This window comes from Ilumatobacter sp. (genome assembly GCF_041688325.1).
Classification (GTDB): Bacteria; Actinomycetota; Acidimicrobiia; order Acidimicrobiales; family Ilumatobacteraceae; genus Ilumatobacter_A.
The window spans coordinates 11,846-29,145 of sequence record NZ_JBDNIJ010000115.1; the positions used below are offsets into that span (position 1 = coordinate 11,846).

Genomic DNA, 17,300 nt, shown 5'->3' on the forward strand with positions numbered 1-17,300 from the left:
GAGGCGGGGCTGCTGCCTGCGGGCTGATTCGACAGATGACAGATGACGAAGATCAGGTTACGCAACACTCACATGGTGCAGGTTCGCCGGCGTCTGGGCGGCTGACGTGAGGGGTCGTTGTGACTGTCGGGCGTCCGAACTCGCCGGTTTGTCAGTGCCGGTTGGCTAGCCGCCGATTGCGCGATAGATGCGCTCGGCCGGGCCGCGTCCGAATCGGCGATGCCACGTGTTTGCCGCAGCGATCGCCGCGATCCAGAAGCCGAGTGAGAAAAGCAGTGACGTCGTCAGCCCGCCGGGCTCGACCAGACCGACCCAGTCGACGATGAAGTTGAACAGGAAGATGTGCGCCAGGTAGAGGGTGAGCGTCATCTGTCCGGCACGCCGAAGCGGATCGGTCTGGTCTTCGAATCGATTGGCGATCATGTCAATAGCCGCGAATGCGATGAGTGCGGTACCGAGTGCGCTGGCAACGTAGACGAGGCCCGGGCTGCCCGGATTGGTGGAGAGCACCGTCCGTTGGAAGTCAGTCGAGGCGAGGCCTGACACGATCGAAGCCCCGCTGAAGAGCATCGTCCCGGCACCGAGTGCGGACGAGCGCCACCAGCTTGTGTTGAGCACCCGCCCCAGCAACATGCCGACGCAGAAGAATCCGAGCCAGGGGAGCAGCGGATGTGTCCCGTTGACGAACACGTTGAGCAGGAAGCTTTCTGGCGCGTTGTTGTCAGGGTAGAAAACCCAACGTGTGCTCTCGCCCGCTTGCAACTGTTGGAACTCCCAGACCCGCAGCAGCGCCCCGGTGATAACCGCGAGTACTCCGACGAGCGCGATCCACCTGCTGCGGAGTGTGAACATCAGTGCGGCGAGGGCGAACATCGCGCCGTAGAACGGAATGATCGTGCCGGCCCAGATGGTCTCAAGGAACAGTCCTCCCGCGTAGAGCAACGCGCCGCGTCGGGCCAACCTCCAGCGCATTTCGGTGATTTCGTCGCCGCCGTTGCGCACCGCCTTGCGCGTGAGCAACGTGACGCCAACGCCCGCAACGAGCACGAATGTGGCGGCGAAGCGCGACGACAGTGGCCCGGTCCATGGGTCGAACAGATCGTTTGCCCAGCCGCCGCTTCGTTCACCACCCCTGATGATCAGGTAGCCGTGGTAGTTCATCACCACCACGCCGATGAGTGCGATTGCTCTGACGACATCGGGGCCGGGCAGGCGGCGCAATGAGCCTGCCGAGGTCGAGGTGGCCGTGCTGGTGTTCAGAGCCATTCATACTCGTCGACAGCGGTCATGTGCATCGGTCGCTGCAGATCGACGCGATCGCCGATGGCCGGAGTCGGTGAGCCGTCGGGGACGAATGCCATCGTCGTGTGCATGTGCGGTGCTTCGTGCAGCGCGAGGCGGGTGCGTTCGAAATGAAAGGGGCTGAGGCTGCCGAGCTCGCCCTGGTCGATGGCGGAGACGCCGTTCGCCGTACCGGCGCCAATCATCACGAGGTGCCCGTTGCCGCCGACGGGGCCCATCCGGTAGCCGGCGGTGTCGCCGACATTGACTGAGTTGACGTCGATGACGTCGGCAGTGAGATGCAGCGCCTGCTTGTCGCCGTGCCACAGCGTCGTTCCCAGCCGCAACCGGTACGAATGAGTCGTCGGTAGTTGGGCGTAGAAGTCGAGGTCGAGGTGGCTGACCCACACAGGGATTGCCGGATCGATGGCAGGCAGCAACTCGGTGATTACCGCCGCATGTTCGGCGTCGGTGCCTGCGAGTTGCGGATGGATGCTCACCCCGACGACGTCGAGCCCGGAAGCCTGGACACGATCGATGAGCGTGGTGTCGCGTCCGAAGCGTCGCATCGGGCTCGCCAGCTTGACGAGAACGCGCCCATTCCAACCGGCGAGTGCAGCGAGGTGCTCGTCGGCGCCGACCGTGAGAATGGGGTTGGTGCTCGTCGGGGCAGTGAGCGTCGGCGTGAGGACGACCGCGGTCAACGCGTCGGGGAGACCGTCAAGTTCGTGGACGGTGCCGACGGCCACAGTGTCGCAGAACTGGGCGGCCGTGTTTGCCAACCAGTTTCGACCGAAGCCGTAGCCGTTTCCCTTGATGACGGGCACGAGACCATCGACAGCGTTGGCGATACGCGCGACCTGCGACCGCCAGATCGCCGTGCGAATCGTCAGCCGTACCGTCACGGCACGAACGGTAATCGCTCAACCCAGCAATCCGCGGCCACCAGAAGCTCACGGGTCCCAGTAACTCATAAGTCCCGCGGCTCATACGCGACCGTATTGATCGGGAATACCGGGGTGGTCGTGGAGGTTCTGATGAACGTGGCGACGAACAGAGTGCAGCGGTTGTTCAACTTCCCGGATCCGGTGAACGAGACATCGGCGCGGCTCGTTGCATTCGGTGTGGTCGTTCAAGCCGCCGCGTTCCTCGTATTCCATGAAGGCTGGATGCTCGGCGTGCTCGTGTTCGGGTTCGTCGCGCGTGTGCTGACTGGGCCGACGCTGTCGCCGCTCGGCCAGTTCTCGACACGCGTGGCCACTCCCGTCGTTGAACGTCTGATGAGCGCTCCGTCGCGCCGGGTCCCCGGCCCGCCGAAGCGTTTTGCTCAGGGCATCGGGCTCGGCTGTACAGCCGGAGCAGCAGTCGGCTGGCTGGTCGGCGCTCCGACCGTGAGTTTTGTCTTGATCGCAATGTTGATCATCGCGGCGAGCCTCGAGGCTTTCGCGGCGTTTTGCCTCGGTTGCATCGCGTACGCGGCGATCTGGGGCTGCGACGATTGCGATGACATCAGCGAGCGGCTGCGCCGGGCTGTTGCCCAATCGCAGGTTGCGATTAGCGAGTAGTTGATCGTCTGGGCCAGGAAACGAACTTTGGCATCAGGGGACGCCACGTGCGGTGTCGGATGATTCCTGACCACACGCCCCACCCGTAGGCGACATCGGTCGGTGTCGCCCGGACATTGAGTGCAACTGCACCGAATGCCACGAGCCGCATCCGCTTCGAGAAGAAGGCCAGGACGACGAGCGGGGGCCACCACACGCGTCGGAGCACGACACCGAGTTGGCGAAGGCCGCGGAGGTGGCTGTTGAGTGCTGTCCTGAACGACCACACCGTGGAGACATCGGGCAGCTGACGGACGAGCGACGCGACGCTCGCAGCAACCGTGACAGCAGCAGCTGCCGGGTGGCCGGCCAGCACACTCAGCCATGAGCCGACGGCCCATCCGTTCGTGTGCATCGGTGCGAGCGCGTTGGGGTGGCGGAGCGCGAGTGGTGCGGCGGCCGAGCCGTAGCCGGCCTGCTGACGGAGCCGGTCGGGCCAGTTCGAACGCGGCTCGTGCCACACCGTTGACGCCGGTTCGTAGCGGCAGCGCCACCCTGCCTGATCCAGCCGCCAGACGAAGTCGACGTCTTCGCCGAAGCGCAACGTTGGGTCGAAGCCGCCGACTGCATCGAATGCATCGGCCCGGACAACGATCGCGGCGGCGGGCACGTAACCGAGACGCGTGGCGGCTCGAATGCGGCCGGGTTTGTCTCCGAGGTCGAGCGGCGAGCCTGGTTCGCCTGCGACGCGCGGGGCGACCAGCGCGACGCTCGGGTCGTCGAAGTGCGAGAGGAGCGGCGTCAGCCAAGATCCGATGCCCACGTCGGCCAGCAGATCGACGTCGGCGTCGACGAATGCCACCAGCGCTGTGGTCACAAGTGGGCGTCCGGCGTTGCGGGCGGCACCAGGACCACTGTTGTCGTGGAGCCGGATCGTCGCCCCTGCAATCGGCGGATTGGAGCCGTCGTCGACAATCACTCGTCCGTCGGTCGCTGCGGCACCACCAAGTTGCGGGGTGATGACCGTGACGTCATCGACGGTGAACACACTCGTGGCATCGGGGCGGTACTCGAAACGGTATTCGGGATGGATCGCGCCAGCATCGAGCAGGCGGTCCGTCAACGTCGACGAGGCGACGTCAGCGCCTTGCTCGATCTGCCTGGCGATCCGTGCGCCGGGTGCCGTCAGACGAAAAACCTTGAGCGGAGATCCAGCGACGACAACAGCGCCGGCGCGCTCCCAGGTGCCGTCGATGGCAAAGTGCATCTCAGCTCGAGTGTTCGGATTCCGTCGACCCGAGGCGGGCGGCGGCGACTTGGATGCGGACGTTGCCGATCGGCGTCGGGTCGATCGGCCGCCAGGCCTCAATGGCATGGACGAGGTCGTTGACAAAGCTGACGATGAAGTGGTCACCTTCGGTGCCCGAGGCTCCGGCTGGGTCGCCGAGCACGCCGGATGGACTGACCGCTTGCACGCCGTGTGCCCGCAGCTCGTCGATGTCGGCATCGACGCCGGGGGCCGCGAGCTCAAGTCGGACCAGGCCCGGATCGATCGCCAGCATGAGCGACGTTTCAATCCGCCCTGCATGCAGGTCCTGTGGCCCGCCGTCGGCGCGCCGCGGCCACTTCGGCCACCACGAGAGAACGTGGCGCCCTTCTGATCGAAGGGTGCGCGTCGCCGCCTCGACCGCTGCCGAGTTGCCGCCATGTCCGTTGACAAACACGATGCCAGCAGCCCAATCTGCGCTGCGACCAAGTTCGAGAACGACCTTCGTCATCACCTCGGTGCCGATCGACAGCGTGCCGGGGAAGCCGGCGTGCTCACCCGACGCCGTGACGGTGAGCGAGGGCCCGACCATCAGTCCGTTGGTGAGGTGCGTGGCCCGCTGGACAATCTCTTCGGCGATCAAGGTGTCGGTCGACATCGGGAGGTGCGGACCGTGTTGTTCGGTCGAGCCAACGGGAATCAGAACGATCGGGGTTCGGGTGCCGTCTTCGAACACTGGGTTGTCGACGAGTGTTTGCACCTCGTTCCATGTCGCCTCACCCAATCGCACCCGTCCATCATGCCGAACATCAGGCCGTTCCGGTACATCGCCCTTGGAGTCGGGCGTGGCGGGTTCTGCCGATCTGGCTGTCGTCTGTGGCGAGCGTTCTTCGGTTACCGGGAGATGATGGCGCGGGTCGAGGAGACGCGAGTCAGGCTGCGGCGTGCTTGCGGCGTTCGCGGAGCCAGCGGACCAGTTCGATCAGGCCGGTGATGCTGAGCGCCGTGGCGAATGCCAGCCAGAAGGCAAGCGTGTGATTGTTTTCGAAGGTCTGCCCGAACAGGTAGCCGAGCAAGCCGGCGTATGACGCCCAGATCGTGGTTGCCAAGGCGATCCACAGAACGAACCATCGGCGAGGCTGTGAGGTCACGCCCGACGAGACCGTCAAGATGGTTCGGCCACCAGGGATGAAGCGGGCGGTGATCAACAGCATTCCGCCTCGCTTACGGATCTGGCGACCTGCGCTGTCGAGCCGGTCTTGGCGCGACTCCTTGCGAGCGGCCCACCGCTGCACTGTTCCCTTGAACTTGTCGCCGATCGTGTAGGCCAGGTTGTCGCCGAGGAACGCACCGAAAGCGCCGGCAAAGATCACGAGGGCAATGCTCTGGTTGCCCTGTCCGGCAGCGACGCCACCGATGATCACCGTGGTCTCACTCGGCACCACCGGAATGACGGAGTCGAGGAGGGCGATGCTGAAGATCACCAGCAGGAACCACCAGTTCGACGAGAACTCGTCGAGCTTGTTCGTGAGATCAGTGACGATGTTGGCCAACATTCGCGTGGACGTTACCTGTCGGACACGGGTTCGTTCTCGACACTCGGGTTGATGGCTTGGTGCTGCCGGGAGAAATGACCGGGCCGATCCGATCGGTGTCGCTCAGGCGGCGGGTCGGAGGTCGCTGAAGGTGGTGCCGTGTCGGTTGCGTCGACTTGCAACTGCTTGGCGGGCGTCTGCCAACTCCTCGATCCGTGCTGCGAACATACCGCTCATTATATCGCAGCAGTACGAGCAAATATAGCCGTTGAGCAGGGGTGATGTCTGATTGTGTCGGGTTGGGTTGAGGGGTCGCCCAGGCCCGCCGACGCAGCGAGAAATAGCTTCAGCAGCGTCGCGCCGGGCTTAGCTGGAGAACCAGATGGTGCTGTTTGCCGGGATGACGCCGGTGGTGTGCGTCTCGGCGGGCTCACTGGCGAAGACCGGTTGGGTGATTGCCAGGTCGGCGTGATCGAGGTTGATCTGCACGGGCTGGTCGGTCGGGTTGACGACGACGACGAGATCGCCGCGGCGAACCGCGACGACTTCAGGACCAATGTCGATCGTGTGTGCCTCGAGCGGTTGGGACACGGCGAACTCGTCACGGACCTCGCCGAGTGATCGATACATGTGCAGCGTCGAGTTCTCGATGTCGTCGATCTCAGACACCGATCGCTCGCCCCATCCGGTCGGCTGCGGGAGCCACGGCTCGTCGACGGTGCCGTCCGCCCGCGGTGTCGAGAAGCCGTATGACGACGACGCGTCTTTGTTCCATGGGATTGGGACGCGGCAGCCGTCGCGGCCGATTTCGGCGCCGCCGGTCCGCTCGAACACTGGATCTTCACGACGGTCGGCCGGGATATCGAAGACCTCGGGCAGGCCGAGTTCCTCACCCTGGTAGAGGTACAGGCTGCCGGGCAGGGCGAAAATCAGTGCGGTCATCGCCCGTGCACGCCGTTCGCCGAGCACAAGGTCGACGTCGGCGCGTGAAAGAGCCAAATTGTTGTTTGTCCACATTTCGGGCAGGTGTGCGTCTTGCCGGCCAAGGCGAGTGACGATGCGTTGGATGTCGTGGTTGTTGAGTGTCCAGGCAGGCGGTACACCGGTTTCGGCAAGGATCGCGATCGGGTCGAGCATCGCCCGTTCGATCGAGTGCTTCTCCCAGGGAGTCAGCATCAGGTCGAACGAGAACATCTGGTGGAACTGATCGGGCTTGGTGAACGCTTTGACTAACTCGGGTCGGCGAACCGCGTAGGCCTCGGCGACCATCATCAGTTCGCGGCCGGGGTGGCTCGACTCGTAGTCGTCGATCGTTGTCCGGAAGCGGCGCCACACGTCGTGGCCTTCGGGGCGGAACACTGTGTACTCGTTCATCCAGGTGATGTCGAGCACACCGACCTCGGGGCCGACCGGTGGCTGGTCTGGCAGGTCTGGGTGCTTGCCGGTGCCAGCGACTGCGTCGACGCGGAAGCCGTCGACGCCGCGATCGAACCAGAATTCAAAAATTTCGTGGAACAGTTGATGGACGTCGGTGTGCGTGTGATCGAGGTCGGGCTGCTCACGGGCAAACGTGTGGAGGTACCACTGGCCGCCCTTGCCGTTGTTGGTAGCTGGGCCGGCATCGAGTCGTGTCCATGCCGGCCCGCCAAATGCTGACTGCCAGTTGTTCGGCGGCTCGCTACCGCTGTTGCCCTTGCCGTCGCGGAAGTAGAAGCGGGCTCGTTCCGGGCTGTCCGGCTCGGATGCGAGCGCAGCGATGAACCAACGGTGCTCGACGCTGCAGTGACTCGGCACGAGGTCCATCAGGATCTTGATGCCGAGGTCTCGTGCGTCGGCGAGTAGGGCGTCGAAGTCGTCGAGGGTGCCGTATTCGTCATGGATGTCGAAGTAGTTGGCGACGTCGTAACCGTGGTCGTGCTGCGGCGACGGATAGCACGGGTTCAGCCAGATGGCCTCGACGCCGAGCGACGCAATGTGGTCGAGTCGTGAGCGAATGCCGGCGAGGTCACCGATGCCGTCGCCGTTGGAGTCCGCGAACGAGCGGACGTAGACCTGATAGACCAGCGCGTCCTCCCACCAGGGACGAGAGGAGCGACGGGCGCGGTGTTTGTTACTGACAGCGGAAGGCTCGCTCATACACATCGCAATGTAAGCGCTTTCAGTCCTGTTGCCGCTCATCCAGTTGCGGGTTACTTGATGGTCACCCGTAAACGCTGGCGAATATCGGTCGCCGACGCGGCAATCACGAGCTCGTACTCGCCGGCGTCGACGACCCAGTCGCTCGTCGCGGTGTCCCAGCGGCGGAATACCGAACGAGGAAACTTCAGCTGGGCCGTCTCCGACGCGCCGGGCTCGACGACGAATTTGTCCCACGTCTTCAGTTCCTTGGGCGGTCGAATGCAAGGCGCATCGATCGCTGCGATGTAGCCCTGCACGACAACGGTTGCGGCCCGGCTGCCGATTCCGGCGACTGGGACCTCGACCGTGATGCTGTCAGCGGACTCCGATGTGATGACAGCGTCGCCCCAACTTGCCGAGCCGTAGCTGAGGCCGTGACCGAAGGCGAAGCGAGGCGCGATGTCGCGTGCGTCATAACCCCGGTATCCAATGAACAGCCCCTCGCCGTACACCTGGGTGCCGTTGCCGGCACTGTCGTGGTCGGGGCGATGGTGCAGGTACGCCGGATGGTCGGCCAGGCGGACCGGGATCGTCGTCGGCAGGCGCCCGCCGGGATCGGCGTCACCGAGGAGTACGTCGACCAGACTCTCGGCCTGCTCCTGGCCCGCGAAGAACGAGGTGAGGACGGCTCGCGCCGAACGGTCGTCGGCAGCGTCGGCCCAGTCCATTGTTACCGGCGAGCCAGCGTTGACGATGACCGCGGTGCGCGGGTTGGCAGCGACGATTCGCCGTACCAACTCGTTCTGACGCCCGGGAAGGTCCATGGTCGTCCGGTCGAAGCCTTCGGTCTCCCATTCGTCGTTGGTTCCAACCATGATAATAGCGATGTCGGCTGCGGCAGCCGCGGCGACTGCTCGGTCCATCAGGTCGGCAGGTTCGGGGGAGCGGAACCCGACACGGAGTGCAGCGAACCCGTTCTTTTCTGAGGTGGCCCAACGCAGGTTCAGTTCCAGCGGTACACCGGCAGTGCACACGACGGTTGCAGTGGCTTCGACGCTTCCGTACCCGAAGAACTCTTCGCTCCGTGGTAGTTCCATCTGGGTGTCGTCGATGATCGTGGTGCCGTCGATGTCGATGATGAATGGTCCGGTGGACACGACACCGATGACGAGTGGGCCGTCGGTGTCGGGCACGAACGACCCAGTGATTCGTGTGGCGAAGCCTCGGGGGTCGATGCCCGCCGGAGTGGAGCCGAAGAAGCGGACCATCGACGAGGGAGCGGTTTGCTCAACCACTGTGTCGCCGGTCCAGTCGCGTCCGTTGATGTATTCGATGTGGAGGCCGGGCTCGCCGTTGGGCTGCACGAGCTGACGCCGTGGTGCGACGGGTGTGAGCCGGTCGATGCGGACGCCCGCTTCGAAGGTGATTGCTGCGTTGGTCGATGTGCCCGGTCCGATTCGATCGGTGATCGCATCGAGCAGGGTGCGATGGCCAAACGGAACGAGGCTCGCTGATCCGCCACCCATTGATCGATCAATCGTTGCGTTCGGGCCGATCACTGCAACTGACGTGAGTGTTGCGGCATCGAAGGGCAGAACCGGCGTGCCGTCGATCGACTCGTTCCGCAACAGGACGGTGCCGCTGACTGCGGCCCGACGCGTGAGCGCCCGTTCGGCTGGATCGTCGACCGACTCCTCCGGATCGTGAGCGCTGCGCTCATCGGCACGCACACGCTGGGCGAGCACGAGGATGTCGCGCACCAACGAATCGACCTGTGCTTCGGTGACCTCGCCGCGCTCAACGGAAGCAACCAGCTTGTCGCCGTAGACGCGAACGGGTGCTGGCATCTCGATGTTCAACCCGGCGTTCGCGGCGGGCGTTGCGTCGTGCACTCCGAACCAGTCAGAGACGACGAAGCCATCGAAACCCCATTCGGTCCGCAAGATGTCGGTCAGCAGTCCACGATGGTGCGCGCAGAACTCGCCGTTCAACTGGTTGTAGGCGCTCATGACGCCCCACGCTCCAGCATCGCGAACGGTGGCCTCGAACGGCCGTAGGTACAACTCGCGCAGCGTGCGATCGTCGACCTGGACGTTGACGGTCATCCGCTCGATCTCGGTGTCGTTGCATACGAAGTGCTTCACCGTGACCGCAACGTCGTGCGACTGCACGCCGCGCACATACTCGGTGGCGAGAGCAGCGGTCAGCTCGGGGTCTTCGCTGTAGCACTCGAAGGTTCGCCCGCCGACGGGCGTGCGATGCAGGTTGACGTTTGGGCCGAGCAGGACGTGGGCACTCTTTCGACGCGCCTCCAAGCCGAGCAGCGAGCCGATCTCGCGGAGCAGAGCGGGGTCCCATGTTGCACCGAGTGTGATGCCAGCGGGCACTGCCACGCCAGGCGTTCCGCCGCCTCCATGGCCTTCGCCGCGGATACCGGTCGGGCCGTCGGACATCTTGATTGCAGGGATGCCAGCTTCGGGGAAGGCGCATGTTTCCCAGGTGGTTCGACCTGCGACCAAGCGACATTTGTCGCTGAGCGAGAGAGAGGCGAGAGCTGCATCGATGTCGATCACGCCGTGATCCTGGCAGATGAGACCGGCATCGGACAGTGCTGCGGTCAAAGCTGCCTGGTTCGATCAACGCCAACACAGAGAGCGTGCAAAGTTCGCCAACCACGGTTAATAAGGCCTCAAGCTTGTGTCGTGGCGAACCGATGGACGATTGATGCTGAACGGGATTGATGTGGTGGCTGCTCAGCCTGATGAAGACGGTGTGAGCGCGTCTACCCCCATTCCAGCCTCCTCAGCAGCCCCCACACCAATGGAATGGGTTCGAGAGAAGTCGTTTCTCCTGATCGACGTGATGCCGGTCGCGATGTTCGTGATCGACAAAGTGGCGAACATCGTGTACGCGAATCAACGGCTCGTCGACATGGTCGGAATCTCCAGCGACGAGCTGCTCGGCCGCTCAGCCTTTGAATTCATCGACCCCCGTGACACCGAGTTCGCGCTGAACCTGCTCGACGCGGGCGACGAATATCACGGGTCGATCATGGGGCCGAGCCGTATCCGATACGTCGATCCGACCGGTGAATACCACCACTCGCAGTTCTGGGCGTATGAGTGCCCACCTGAGCTCGGTGTCTCCGGCTACGTGATTACGCTGACCGCAGAGTCCGTCCGCGACGTGCTCGCAACGGCGGTTGCCGCGGTTGCTGCAGACGAACCGCTCGAGTCCACCCTCGCCGCCATTGCCACCTCGGGCCGCGCTGCGCCGCTGGACGGCATCGGCACGATTCTCGTGGTCGAGCCCGCCTTGCGGACCCACGCCAAACGCTTTCGCACCGTTGGCCGCTGGCCACTCGACGACGAACTGATCAACGCATCCGGGACGCCGTGGCGTCAGTGCGTCGTTGCTGGACAGTTGCAAGACATCGCCGATTGCGCCCTGCCGGGCATCGATGACCGCACCCGGGCGGGCATGGCCGCTGCCGGCCTGCCAGCTGCGTGGGTGCGCCCGGTCTTCTACGCCTCAGGCGAAGTCGCTGCGGTGTTCATCGTGTGGCGACGGGCTCCGTCGCTCGTAAGTCCGAATCACGAAGCGCACCTCAGTGAAGCAATTCGTCTCTCTCACCTTGTTCTCGAACAGGCACGTCATCGCGCCGAGCTCGAAGCTGCGGCCCACCGAGACGCACTGACTGGTGTGCAGAACCGAGCATCACTCAACGACCGAATCGAACACGACACGGGCCATCCCAGTGCACTGTTCATCGATCTCGATCAGTTCAAGGCGGTGAACGACACGTTCGGCCATTCGGTCGGTGACGAGGTGATTGCCCACGTCGGCCGTCGGATCTCTGCCGCTGTCCGCCGTGGAGATGATGTCTACCGCAGTGGCGGCGACGAATTCGTTGTCGTCTGTGCCCCGAACTTCGACGGCCCGCATGCAGCTGACGATCTGCTCGTGCTGGCTCATCGCATCGTCGATCGCATTGCTCAGCCGTTCGAATGTGGCGAGCATCGGATTCGAATCGGTGCCACGATCGGCATCGCGGCCGGACGTTCACCGACGGGAGTTCCGCGTTCGTTGGAAGAGACGATTTGTGTCGCCGACCGAGCCATGTATGTCGCGAAGGAACGCTGTCCCGGTTCGGTTCACCACGCAGATACCCAAAACCAAATCGACTGCTGACCGCGACTGGCCGCGACTGGCCGCGACTGGCCGCCGTGCGTTTCTCGCGCTGACCGCGCGTGTATCAACCACTCGGAGCGCGAGGGAATCTAGATTTGGGCTCGTGACTGATGTTGGGACGGTGATCGCGCGCGGCAACGTGGCTGTGGTGACCGGTGGCGCGAGTGGAATTGGTTTGGCTGTCGCGGAGCTACTGATTGCCCGCGGGATGCGGGTGGCACTGGCAGACATCGACGACGTCAAACTGCGTGCGGTTGCAGCCCGACTCACCGAGCGCGGCGCCGAGGTGCTCGCACATGCCTGCGACACGTCGTCCGCTGAGTCCATGGGCGGATTTGCCGACGCAGTGCTCACACGGTTCGGAGCGGCTCACCTCCTCTTCAACAACGCTGGCATTGCAGGAGTCGGTGACGCCTGGGGCGGCACCCTCGACCTTTGGGACCGAGTCATCGGCGTCAACCTGTACGGCGTCGTCCACGGCATTCGCGCCTTCCTTCCAATTATGGAGCAGCAGGGGAGCGGACACATTGTCAACACCGCGTCGATGGCTGGGCTCACGCCGGTGCCGGGCCTCGCTCCATACGCCGCGACCAAGCACGCCGTCGTCGGCCTGAGCGAGTCGTTGTACCTCGAGCAACAGGCTGCTGGATCGCCGATCGGCGTCAGCGTGCTCTGCCCTGGTTTTGTCAAGACCGACCTGATGGTCAGCGAGCCGACCACAGTCGACGCGCCCATCGCCCAGCTCATCGCAGCGGTCCTTGCCACCGGCGTCGACAACGGCATTCCCGCAGCCGACGTCGCCAGCCGCCTCGTCGAGGCGGTCGATGCCCGTCAATTTTGGATCCTCACCCACGACGACATGGCGCAGATCCCTGTCGAACGGATGCTGCGAGCCAGCACACAGACCAACCCAACCGCACTCGGCGCCGCCGCCGAATCCGAAGTGACCTGACAGCGATCGAAAGCAGAAATACCACAATGGGAACCTCCACGTCATCGTTCGGCGTCAGCAAACGTGAGTCGCATGACTCCTCCGACTTCTACAGCCGCTTCGCTCCGCCGCAGATCAGCGACGACGACACACTCGGCGAAACCGGTGAGATCGATGTGATGTATGTCGGCGATGCCCGCGACATGTCGAAGGTACCCGATGGCTCGGTCGCGCTCGTGGTCACCTCACCGCCCTACTTCGCGGGCAAGGAATACGAGACAGCGCTCGGGGAAGGCCACGTACCGGCCGATTACATCGAGTACCTCACGATGCTGCGCGACGTCCTGCGCGAAAGTGCCCGCACGCTCGAGCCCGGCGGTCGCCTGGCCGTCAATGTTGCCAACCTCGGCCGCAAGCCATACCGCAGCCTCGCGGCCGACGTCACCACGATCCTGCAGGACGACCTGCGCCTCCTCCTCCGCGGCGAAGTCGTCTGGCAGAAGCAACGCGGGGCCAGTGGATCCTGTGCTTGGGGTTCCTACCAGTCGCCAGCCAACCCGGTCTTGAGAGATACGACCGAGCGCGTCATCATTGCCAGCAAGGGCCGTTTCGATCGCGTCGGCTTCGGCAACCGCGGCGGCCAGAGCACCGAAGGCATCGCCACCGTGCCAGGTGACGAGTTCATGGAAGCCACGCTGGACGTGTGGGAGATCCCCGCCGAGAGCGCAACTCGCGTCGGCCACCCAGCGCCGTTCCCGGTCGCATTGGTCGAACGTTGCCTGCACCTCTTCACCTACGAAGGCGACATTGTGCTGGACCCGTTCATGGGATCGGGCACGACTGCAGTGGCGGCGAAGAACACCGGGCGCCACTACGTCGGTTACGACACGGACGCGGGCTACGTGAAGCAGGCTGAAGAACGCGTGAAGTCGCTTGCTCAGCGCGACCTCCCCGACCGTCGAACGCTCAAGGAGATGGCCCGCACGCTCCTCGACGAAGCTGGCTACACCGATGTCAACGAGCCAGCACGGGTGTCGCCTGGCGTCACTGTCAACTTCCGGGCGACGAGCCCAGAGGGCGTCGTTCGAATCTTCGAACTCGGCGGGGTCAATACGCCCGCCCGGCCGGGCTTGAGTCGTGTCGAGAACGTGTGGAAGGCCATCGCTAAAGCGGCGATCTGTCGCGAAGTCGAGCCCGACACCGATGTCATCATCCTCACTGTCGGCACGATCCGTGGTGGTCCGCTCGCGGCCGTCTCAGGCGACAACGGCCTGATCACCGCCGTAATCGATGCCAGCCAACCTGACGCTGTCGACCGCATTCGTTCTCTCTAAGCCTGTCACGCTCCGGTCAGACCAAAGTGTGACATGGCGGGCTGAGAGCAGCGGCCGATAGTTTGCCGCGGTGACATCGGCTGGTGAGCGAGCGGACCTGAGCGCGACTGACTCGCGGGCGCTTGCTTCCGTTGCTGTGCAGTTTTTCGTGAACGGCGCGGTTTTCGCCTCGTTTGTTCCTCGGCTTCCTGAGATTCGCGAGCGGCTCGGCCTGAGCCTTGACGAGCTCGGGGTGACGTTGACGATTGGCGCAATAATCGGGCTCGTTGCGAGCATGGCATCGCCAGCGATCATCCATGGATTGGGAACGCGCCGAGCACTGATTGCGCTCGTGATGTTGATGCTTGTCGGACTCGTCATTGTTGGGCTCGCGTCGACTCCCGTCATTTTCCTCATCGGGTTCTCAGCGATTTTGATGGCCGACGGCGTCGTGGATGTGGCAATGAACCTGCAGGGCTCCTGGTTGAGTGCCCGGCGCCACGTCCCGGTGATGAATCGTCTCCACGGTCTCTGGAGCCTCGGAACGGTCGCGGGCGGACTCGTCGCAGCGCAAGCAGCTGCGTCGGGTGTCTCGCTCAGAACACAGCTGATCGTCGTCGCCGCTGCGCTCGCCGCTGCGCTGGTCTTTGTTGGTCGCGGGCTCCTTCAGGTCGATGAGGGTGGCGACGAACCCGATGCCCTCGATGGTGTCATCCCGAAGCGCACCCGGGCCCGCTGGATCATGCTCATCGTGCTGGCGGTGTCAGGCGGTTTCGCTCTCACCGTCGAGTTGGTGTCGAGCGAATGGGCGGCCTTCCGCCTCAGCGAAGACTTCGGCACCTCCCTCGGCGTTGCCGGCCTCGGGTTCGTTGCCTTCAGCGTTGGGATGACGATTGGGCGGCTCTTCGGTGACGCCATCCTGGTTCGCCTTGGCGATGCATTGCTGTTCCGCGGTGCCATCGTGGTGTCCGGCACCGGCCTCGCGGTTGCCGCCTTTGCGCCGCACGAATTCCTCGTACTCCTCGGTTACTCGATCGCCGGTGTTGGTATTTCCGTGTTCTTCCCGAAGCTGTACGACGACGCTGCCAAGTTCCCGGGGCGACGCGGCGTGGCCCTCACCTGGTTGCGCTCAGGTTCGAGTCTGATGTCGTTGGTGACCCCGACCGCAGTCGGCGTCCTGGCCGCCTCGCGGCTCTCGGTCGGCGCCGCGACCGCAATCGTCACGCTGCCCTGTATCGCTGGTTTCGCCCTCCTCGCCCTTCTTGCGTTCCGGCGACCAGCCAGCTGACAGCGCACCGTCAGTGCCGATGCATCTTCAAGACAGCCCAACCCTCTCGGGGGAGAGAGGAGGGAGCTGCCTCGGGCTCACCGGCCGCTCGACACGTTGGATTCGGTCTGGAGCGACCACCGTTCGGAAGGTCCGTGCAGGTCGAATTTGTCGCGTTGTGCCTGCTCAGGGAAGTTGCTCGTAGGTAAGGACGCGACGTGACGATTGAACGCATTGGAACACTGTGCGAAAAAGATGGCGGTGAGCTGGTGCGGCTCCAACTTTGGGCCCTACAGTCCAGGTATGCGTGTCCATCTCGATGTCGAAAAATGCCAGGGTCACAACCGCTGTTATGCGTTGGCTCCCGAACTCTTCGACGTCGACGACTATGGCCAGGCGGTGTTGCTCGGCGACGGGTCGGTCACCCCAGATCTTGAAGACAAGGCTCGTCTCGCCGCCTCAAACTGCCCCGAATACGCCATCACGATCACCGATTCCTGAACGAGCTGAAGCACCATGACTGACACGATTGAACCCGCCGTTGCCGAGCCGCTTGCGCTGTCCGACAGCCCCGAGAACGCAATTGCCTGGGAACGCGTTCCCTACAACGCCGCCGACTACGGCCCGGTGAGCGATTTTGCCACCGACTTTGATCACGCCGACAAGGCGTACAACGCAAATGCGCCCGAGGTCTGGAAAGAGCTGCGCGACAGCGGTTGCCCCGTTGCTCACTCCGATCGTTACGGCGGCATGTGGACGCCGATCACGCACGAGGCCGTCAACGACGTTGCCTACGACACCGAAAACTTCACCAGCCGTAGCGTCGTGGTCAGCCACGCCCGCCCCGGCGACGCAGCCATCCCCGCACCGATCGGTGTTGTTCCGCCGATCTCCAGCGACCCGCCGTTCCACAACCTGGCGCGCCGCCTGCTCCTGCCGCCCTTTGCTCCGAAGCAAATCGAGCCGTGGGAAGACGAGATCCGCGCGTTGTGCACCCGGCTCCTCGACGAGATGGGTGACATCACGCCCGGCGACACCATCGTCGATGCTGCCATCCAGTACGCGCAGCACATCCCGGTCAACGTCATCGGCCGCATGCTCGGCTTCCCCGAAGCCGACGAAGCACTGTTCCGTGAGTTTGTCCACAACACGCTCGAGACGATCAACGCCCCGACGGCCGACCGTCAGGAGAACTTCCAGAAGCTCGACGCCTATCTCGACGCCCAGGTGCAGGATCACATCGACAACCCGCGTGAAGACCTCACCGACTACCTGTTAAACGTTGAACTCGGCGGCGAGAAGCTCAGCCAAGAACACGTGCGCGGTTCCATTGTCTTGCTGCTCATCGCAGGCATCGACACCACATGGTCGGCAATCGGATCGTCGCTCTGGCACCTTGCACAGACCCCGGCTGACCTGGAGCGGTTGCACGACGAGCCAGAGGTCATGACCTTTGCGCTCGAAGAGTTCCTCCGGGCCTATGCGCCGGTCACGATGGCCCGTATGGTCGCGAAGGACGTCGATTTCCACGGCTGTCCGATGAAGAAGGACGATTGGGTTCTGCTGCCGTTCCCGGCAGCCAACCGCGACCCTCGCGTCTTCGAAGACGCTGATCAGTTCATCATCGACCGCGAGTCCAATCGCCACGCTGCGTTCGGTCTTGGTATCCACCGCTGCCTGGGATCGAACCTGGCTCGCCTCGAACTCAAGGTCGCAATCGAAGAGTTCGTGAAGCGCTTCCCGAAGTTCGAATTGGCCGGCGATGTCTCGTGGAGCGTCGGTCAGATCCGCGGTCCGCGCGTCTTGCCGGTCCGGATTCTCGAAACCGCCTGAGCGTCGAACGGTTGCTTCAA

14 protein-coding genes are annotated in these 17,300 nt (G+C 63.9%); 7 read left to right on the forward strand and 7 right to left on the reverse strand.

Annotated elements, in window-relative coordinates:
- Positions 1–165 precede the first annotated feature (165 nt).
- Together ACH2EI_RS07695 and ACH2EI_RS07700 are read right to left on the reverse strand one after the other, a co-directional pair.
- Complete coding sequence (locus ACH2EI_RS07695) at positions 166–1,266, reverse strand: DUF418 domain-containing protein (RefSeq protein ID WP_395159621.1); 1,101 nt, start codon at positions 1,264–1,266, stop codon at positions 166–168.
- Positions 1,257–2,186, reverse strand: a complete 930-nt coding sequence (locus ACH2EI_RS07700; protein WP_395159623.1) for an alanine racemase — start codon at positions 2,184–2,186, stop codon at positions 1,257–1,259. Before ACH2EI_RS07700 ends, ACH2EI_RS07695 begins: the two co-directional genes overlap by 10 nt.
- A gap of 132 nt (positions 2,187–2,318) precedes the next feature.
- On the opposite strand from ACH2EI_RS07700, the gene ACH2EI_RS07705 reads away from it, so the two are divergent.
- Entirely contained in the window at positions 2,319–2,846 is a 528-nt protein-coding gene (locus ACH2EI_RS07705) for a DUF4395 domain-containing protein (RefSeq protein ID WP_395159625.1), read from the forward strand.
- Here ACH2EI_RS07705 and ACH2EI_RS07710 read toward each other — a convergent pair.
- From ACH2EI_RS07710 to ACH2EI_RS07730, 5 genes are all read right to left on the reverse strand, one after another.
- Positions 2,836–4,092 (reverse strand): glycosyltransferase family 2 protein, encoded by a 1,257-nt coding sequence (locus tag ACH2EI_RS07710; protein WP_395154663.1) that lies wholly within the window; start codon positions 4,090–4,092, stop codon positions 2,836–2,838. The genes ACH2EI_RS07705 and ACH2EI_RS07710 overlap by 11 nt on opposite strands.
- A gap of 1 nt (position 4,093) precedes the next feature.
- Positions 4,094–4,882 (reverse strand): mycofactocin biosynthesis peptidyl-dipeptidase MftE, encoded by a 789-nt coding sequence (gene mftE / locus ACH2EI_RS07715; protein ID WP_395154664.1) that lies wholly within the window; start codon positions 4,880–4,882, stop codon positions 4,094–4,096.
- Between the two features lie 142 nt (positions 4,883–5,024).
- Positions 5,025–5,648 carry a DedA family protein gene (locus tag ACH2EI_RS07720; protein WP_395154665.1) on the reverse strand — a complete coding sequence of 208 codons (624 nt, stop codon included), beginning with the start codon at positions 5,646–5,648 and terminating at the stop codon, positions 5,025–5,027.
- Between the two features lie 345 nt (positions 5,649–5,993).
- On the reverse strand, positions 5,994–7,763 hold the full coding sequence (locus ACH2EI_RS07725; RefSeq protein WP_395154666.1) for an alpha-amylase family glycosyl hydrolase: 1,770 nt from the start codon (positions 7,761–7,763) through the stop codon (positions 5,994–5,996).
- Positions 7,764–7,816: 53 nt separating this feature from the next.
- Positions 7,817–10,366, reverse strand: a complete 2,550-nt coding sequence (locus tag ACH2EI_RS07730) for a beta-glucosidase family protein (protein ID WP_395159627.1) — start codon at positions 10,364–10,366, stop codon at positions 7,817–7,819.
- 103 nt (positions 10,367–10,469) lie between these two features.
- Here ACH2EI_RS07730 and ACH2EI_RS07735 point away from each other — a divergent pair, with 103 nt between their 5' ends.
- The 6 genes from ACH2EI_RS07735 to ACH2EI_RS07760 all read left to right on the forward strand — a co-directional run bounded on the left by ACH2EI_RS07735 (position 10,470) and on the right by ACH2EI_RS07760 (position 17,280).
- Complete coding sequence (locus tag ACH2EI_RS07735) at positions 10,470–11,936, forward strand: diguanylate cyclase domain-containing protein (RefSeq protein WP_395154668.1); 1,467 nt, start codon at positions 10,470–10,472, stop codon at positions 11,934–11,936.
- A 103-nt stretch (positions 11,937–12,039) separates the two neighbouring features.
- Positions 12,040–12,888 carry an SDR family NAD(P)-dependent oxidoreductase gene (locus ACH2EI_RS07740; protein WP_395159629.1) on the forward strand — a complete coding sequence of 283 codons (849 nt, stop codon included), beginning with the start codon at positions 12,040–12,042 and terminating at the stop codon, positions 12,886–12,888.
- 26 nt (positions 12,889–12,914) lie between these two features.
- Positions 12,915–14,201, forward strand: coding sequence for a DNA-methyltransferase (locus ACH2EI_RS07745; protein WP_395152647.1), 1,287 nt, complete (start codon positions 12,915–12,917; stop codon positions 14,199–14,201).
- A gap of 70 nt (positions 14,202–14,271) precedes the next feature.
- Entirely contained in the window at positions 14,272–15,468 is a 1,197-nt protein-coding gene (locus ACH2EI_RS07750) for a hypothetical protein (RefSeq protein WP_395152646.1), read from the forward strand.
- 282 nt (positions 15,469–15,750) lie between these two features.
- Positions 15,751–15,948 (forward strand): ferredoxin, encoded by a 198-nt coding sequence (locus ACH2EI_RS07755; RefSeq protein WP_395152645.1) that lies wholly within the window; start codon positions 15,751–15,753, stop codon positions 15,946–15,948.
- Positions 15,949–15,963: 15 nt separating this feature from the next.
- The gene (locus tag ACH2EI_RS07760; protein WP_395152644.1) at positions 15,964–17,280 is read left to right on the forward strand and encodes a cytochrome P450; all 1,317 of its coding nucleotides are present in this window, start codon (positions 15,964–15,966) and stop codon (positions 17,278–17,280) included.
- Positions 17,281–17,300: the final 20 nt, after the last annotated feature.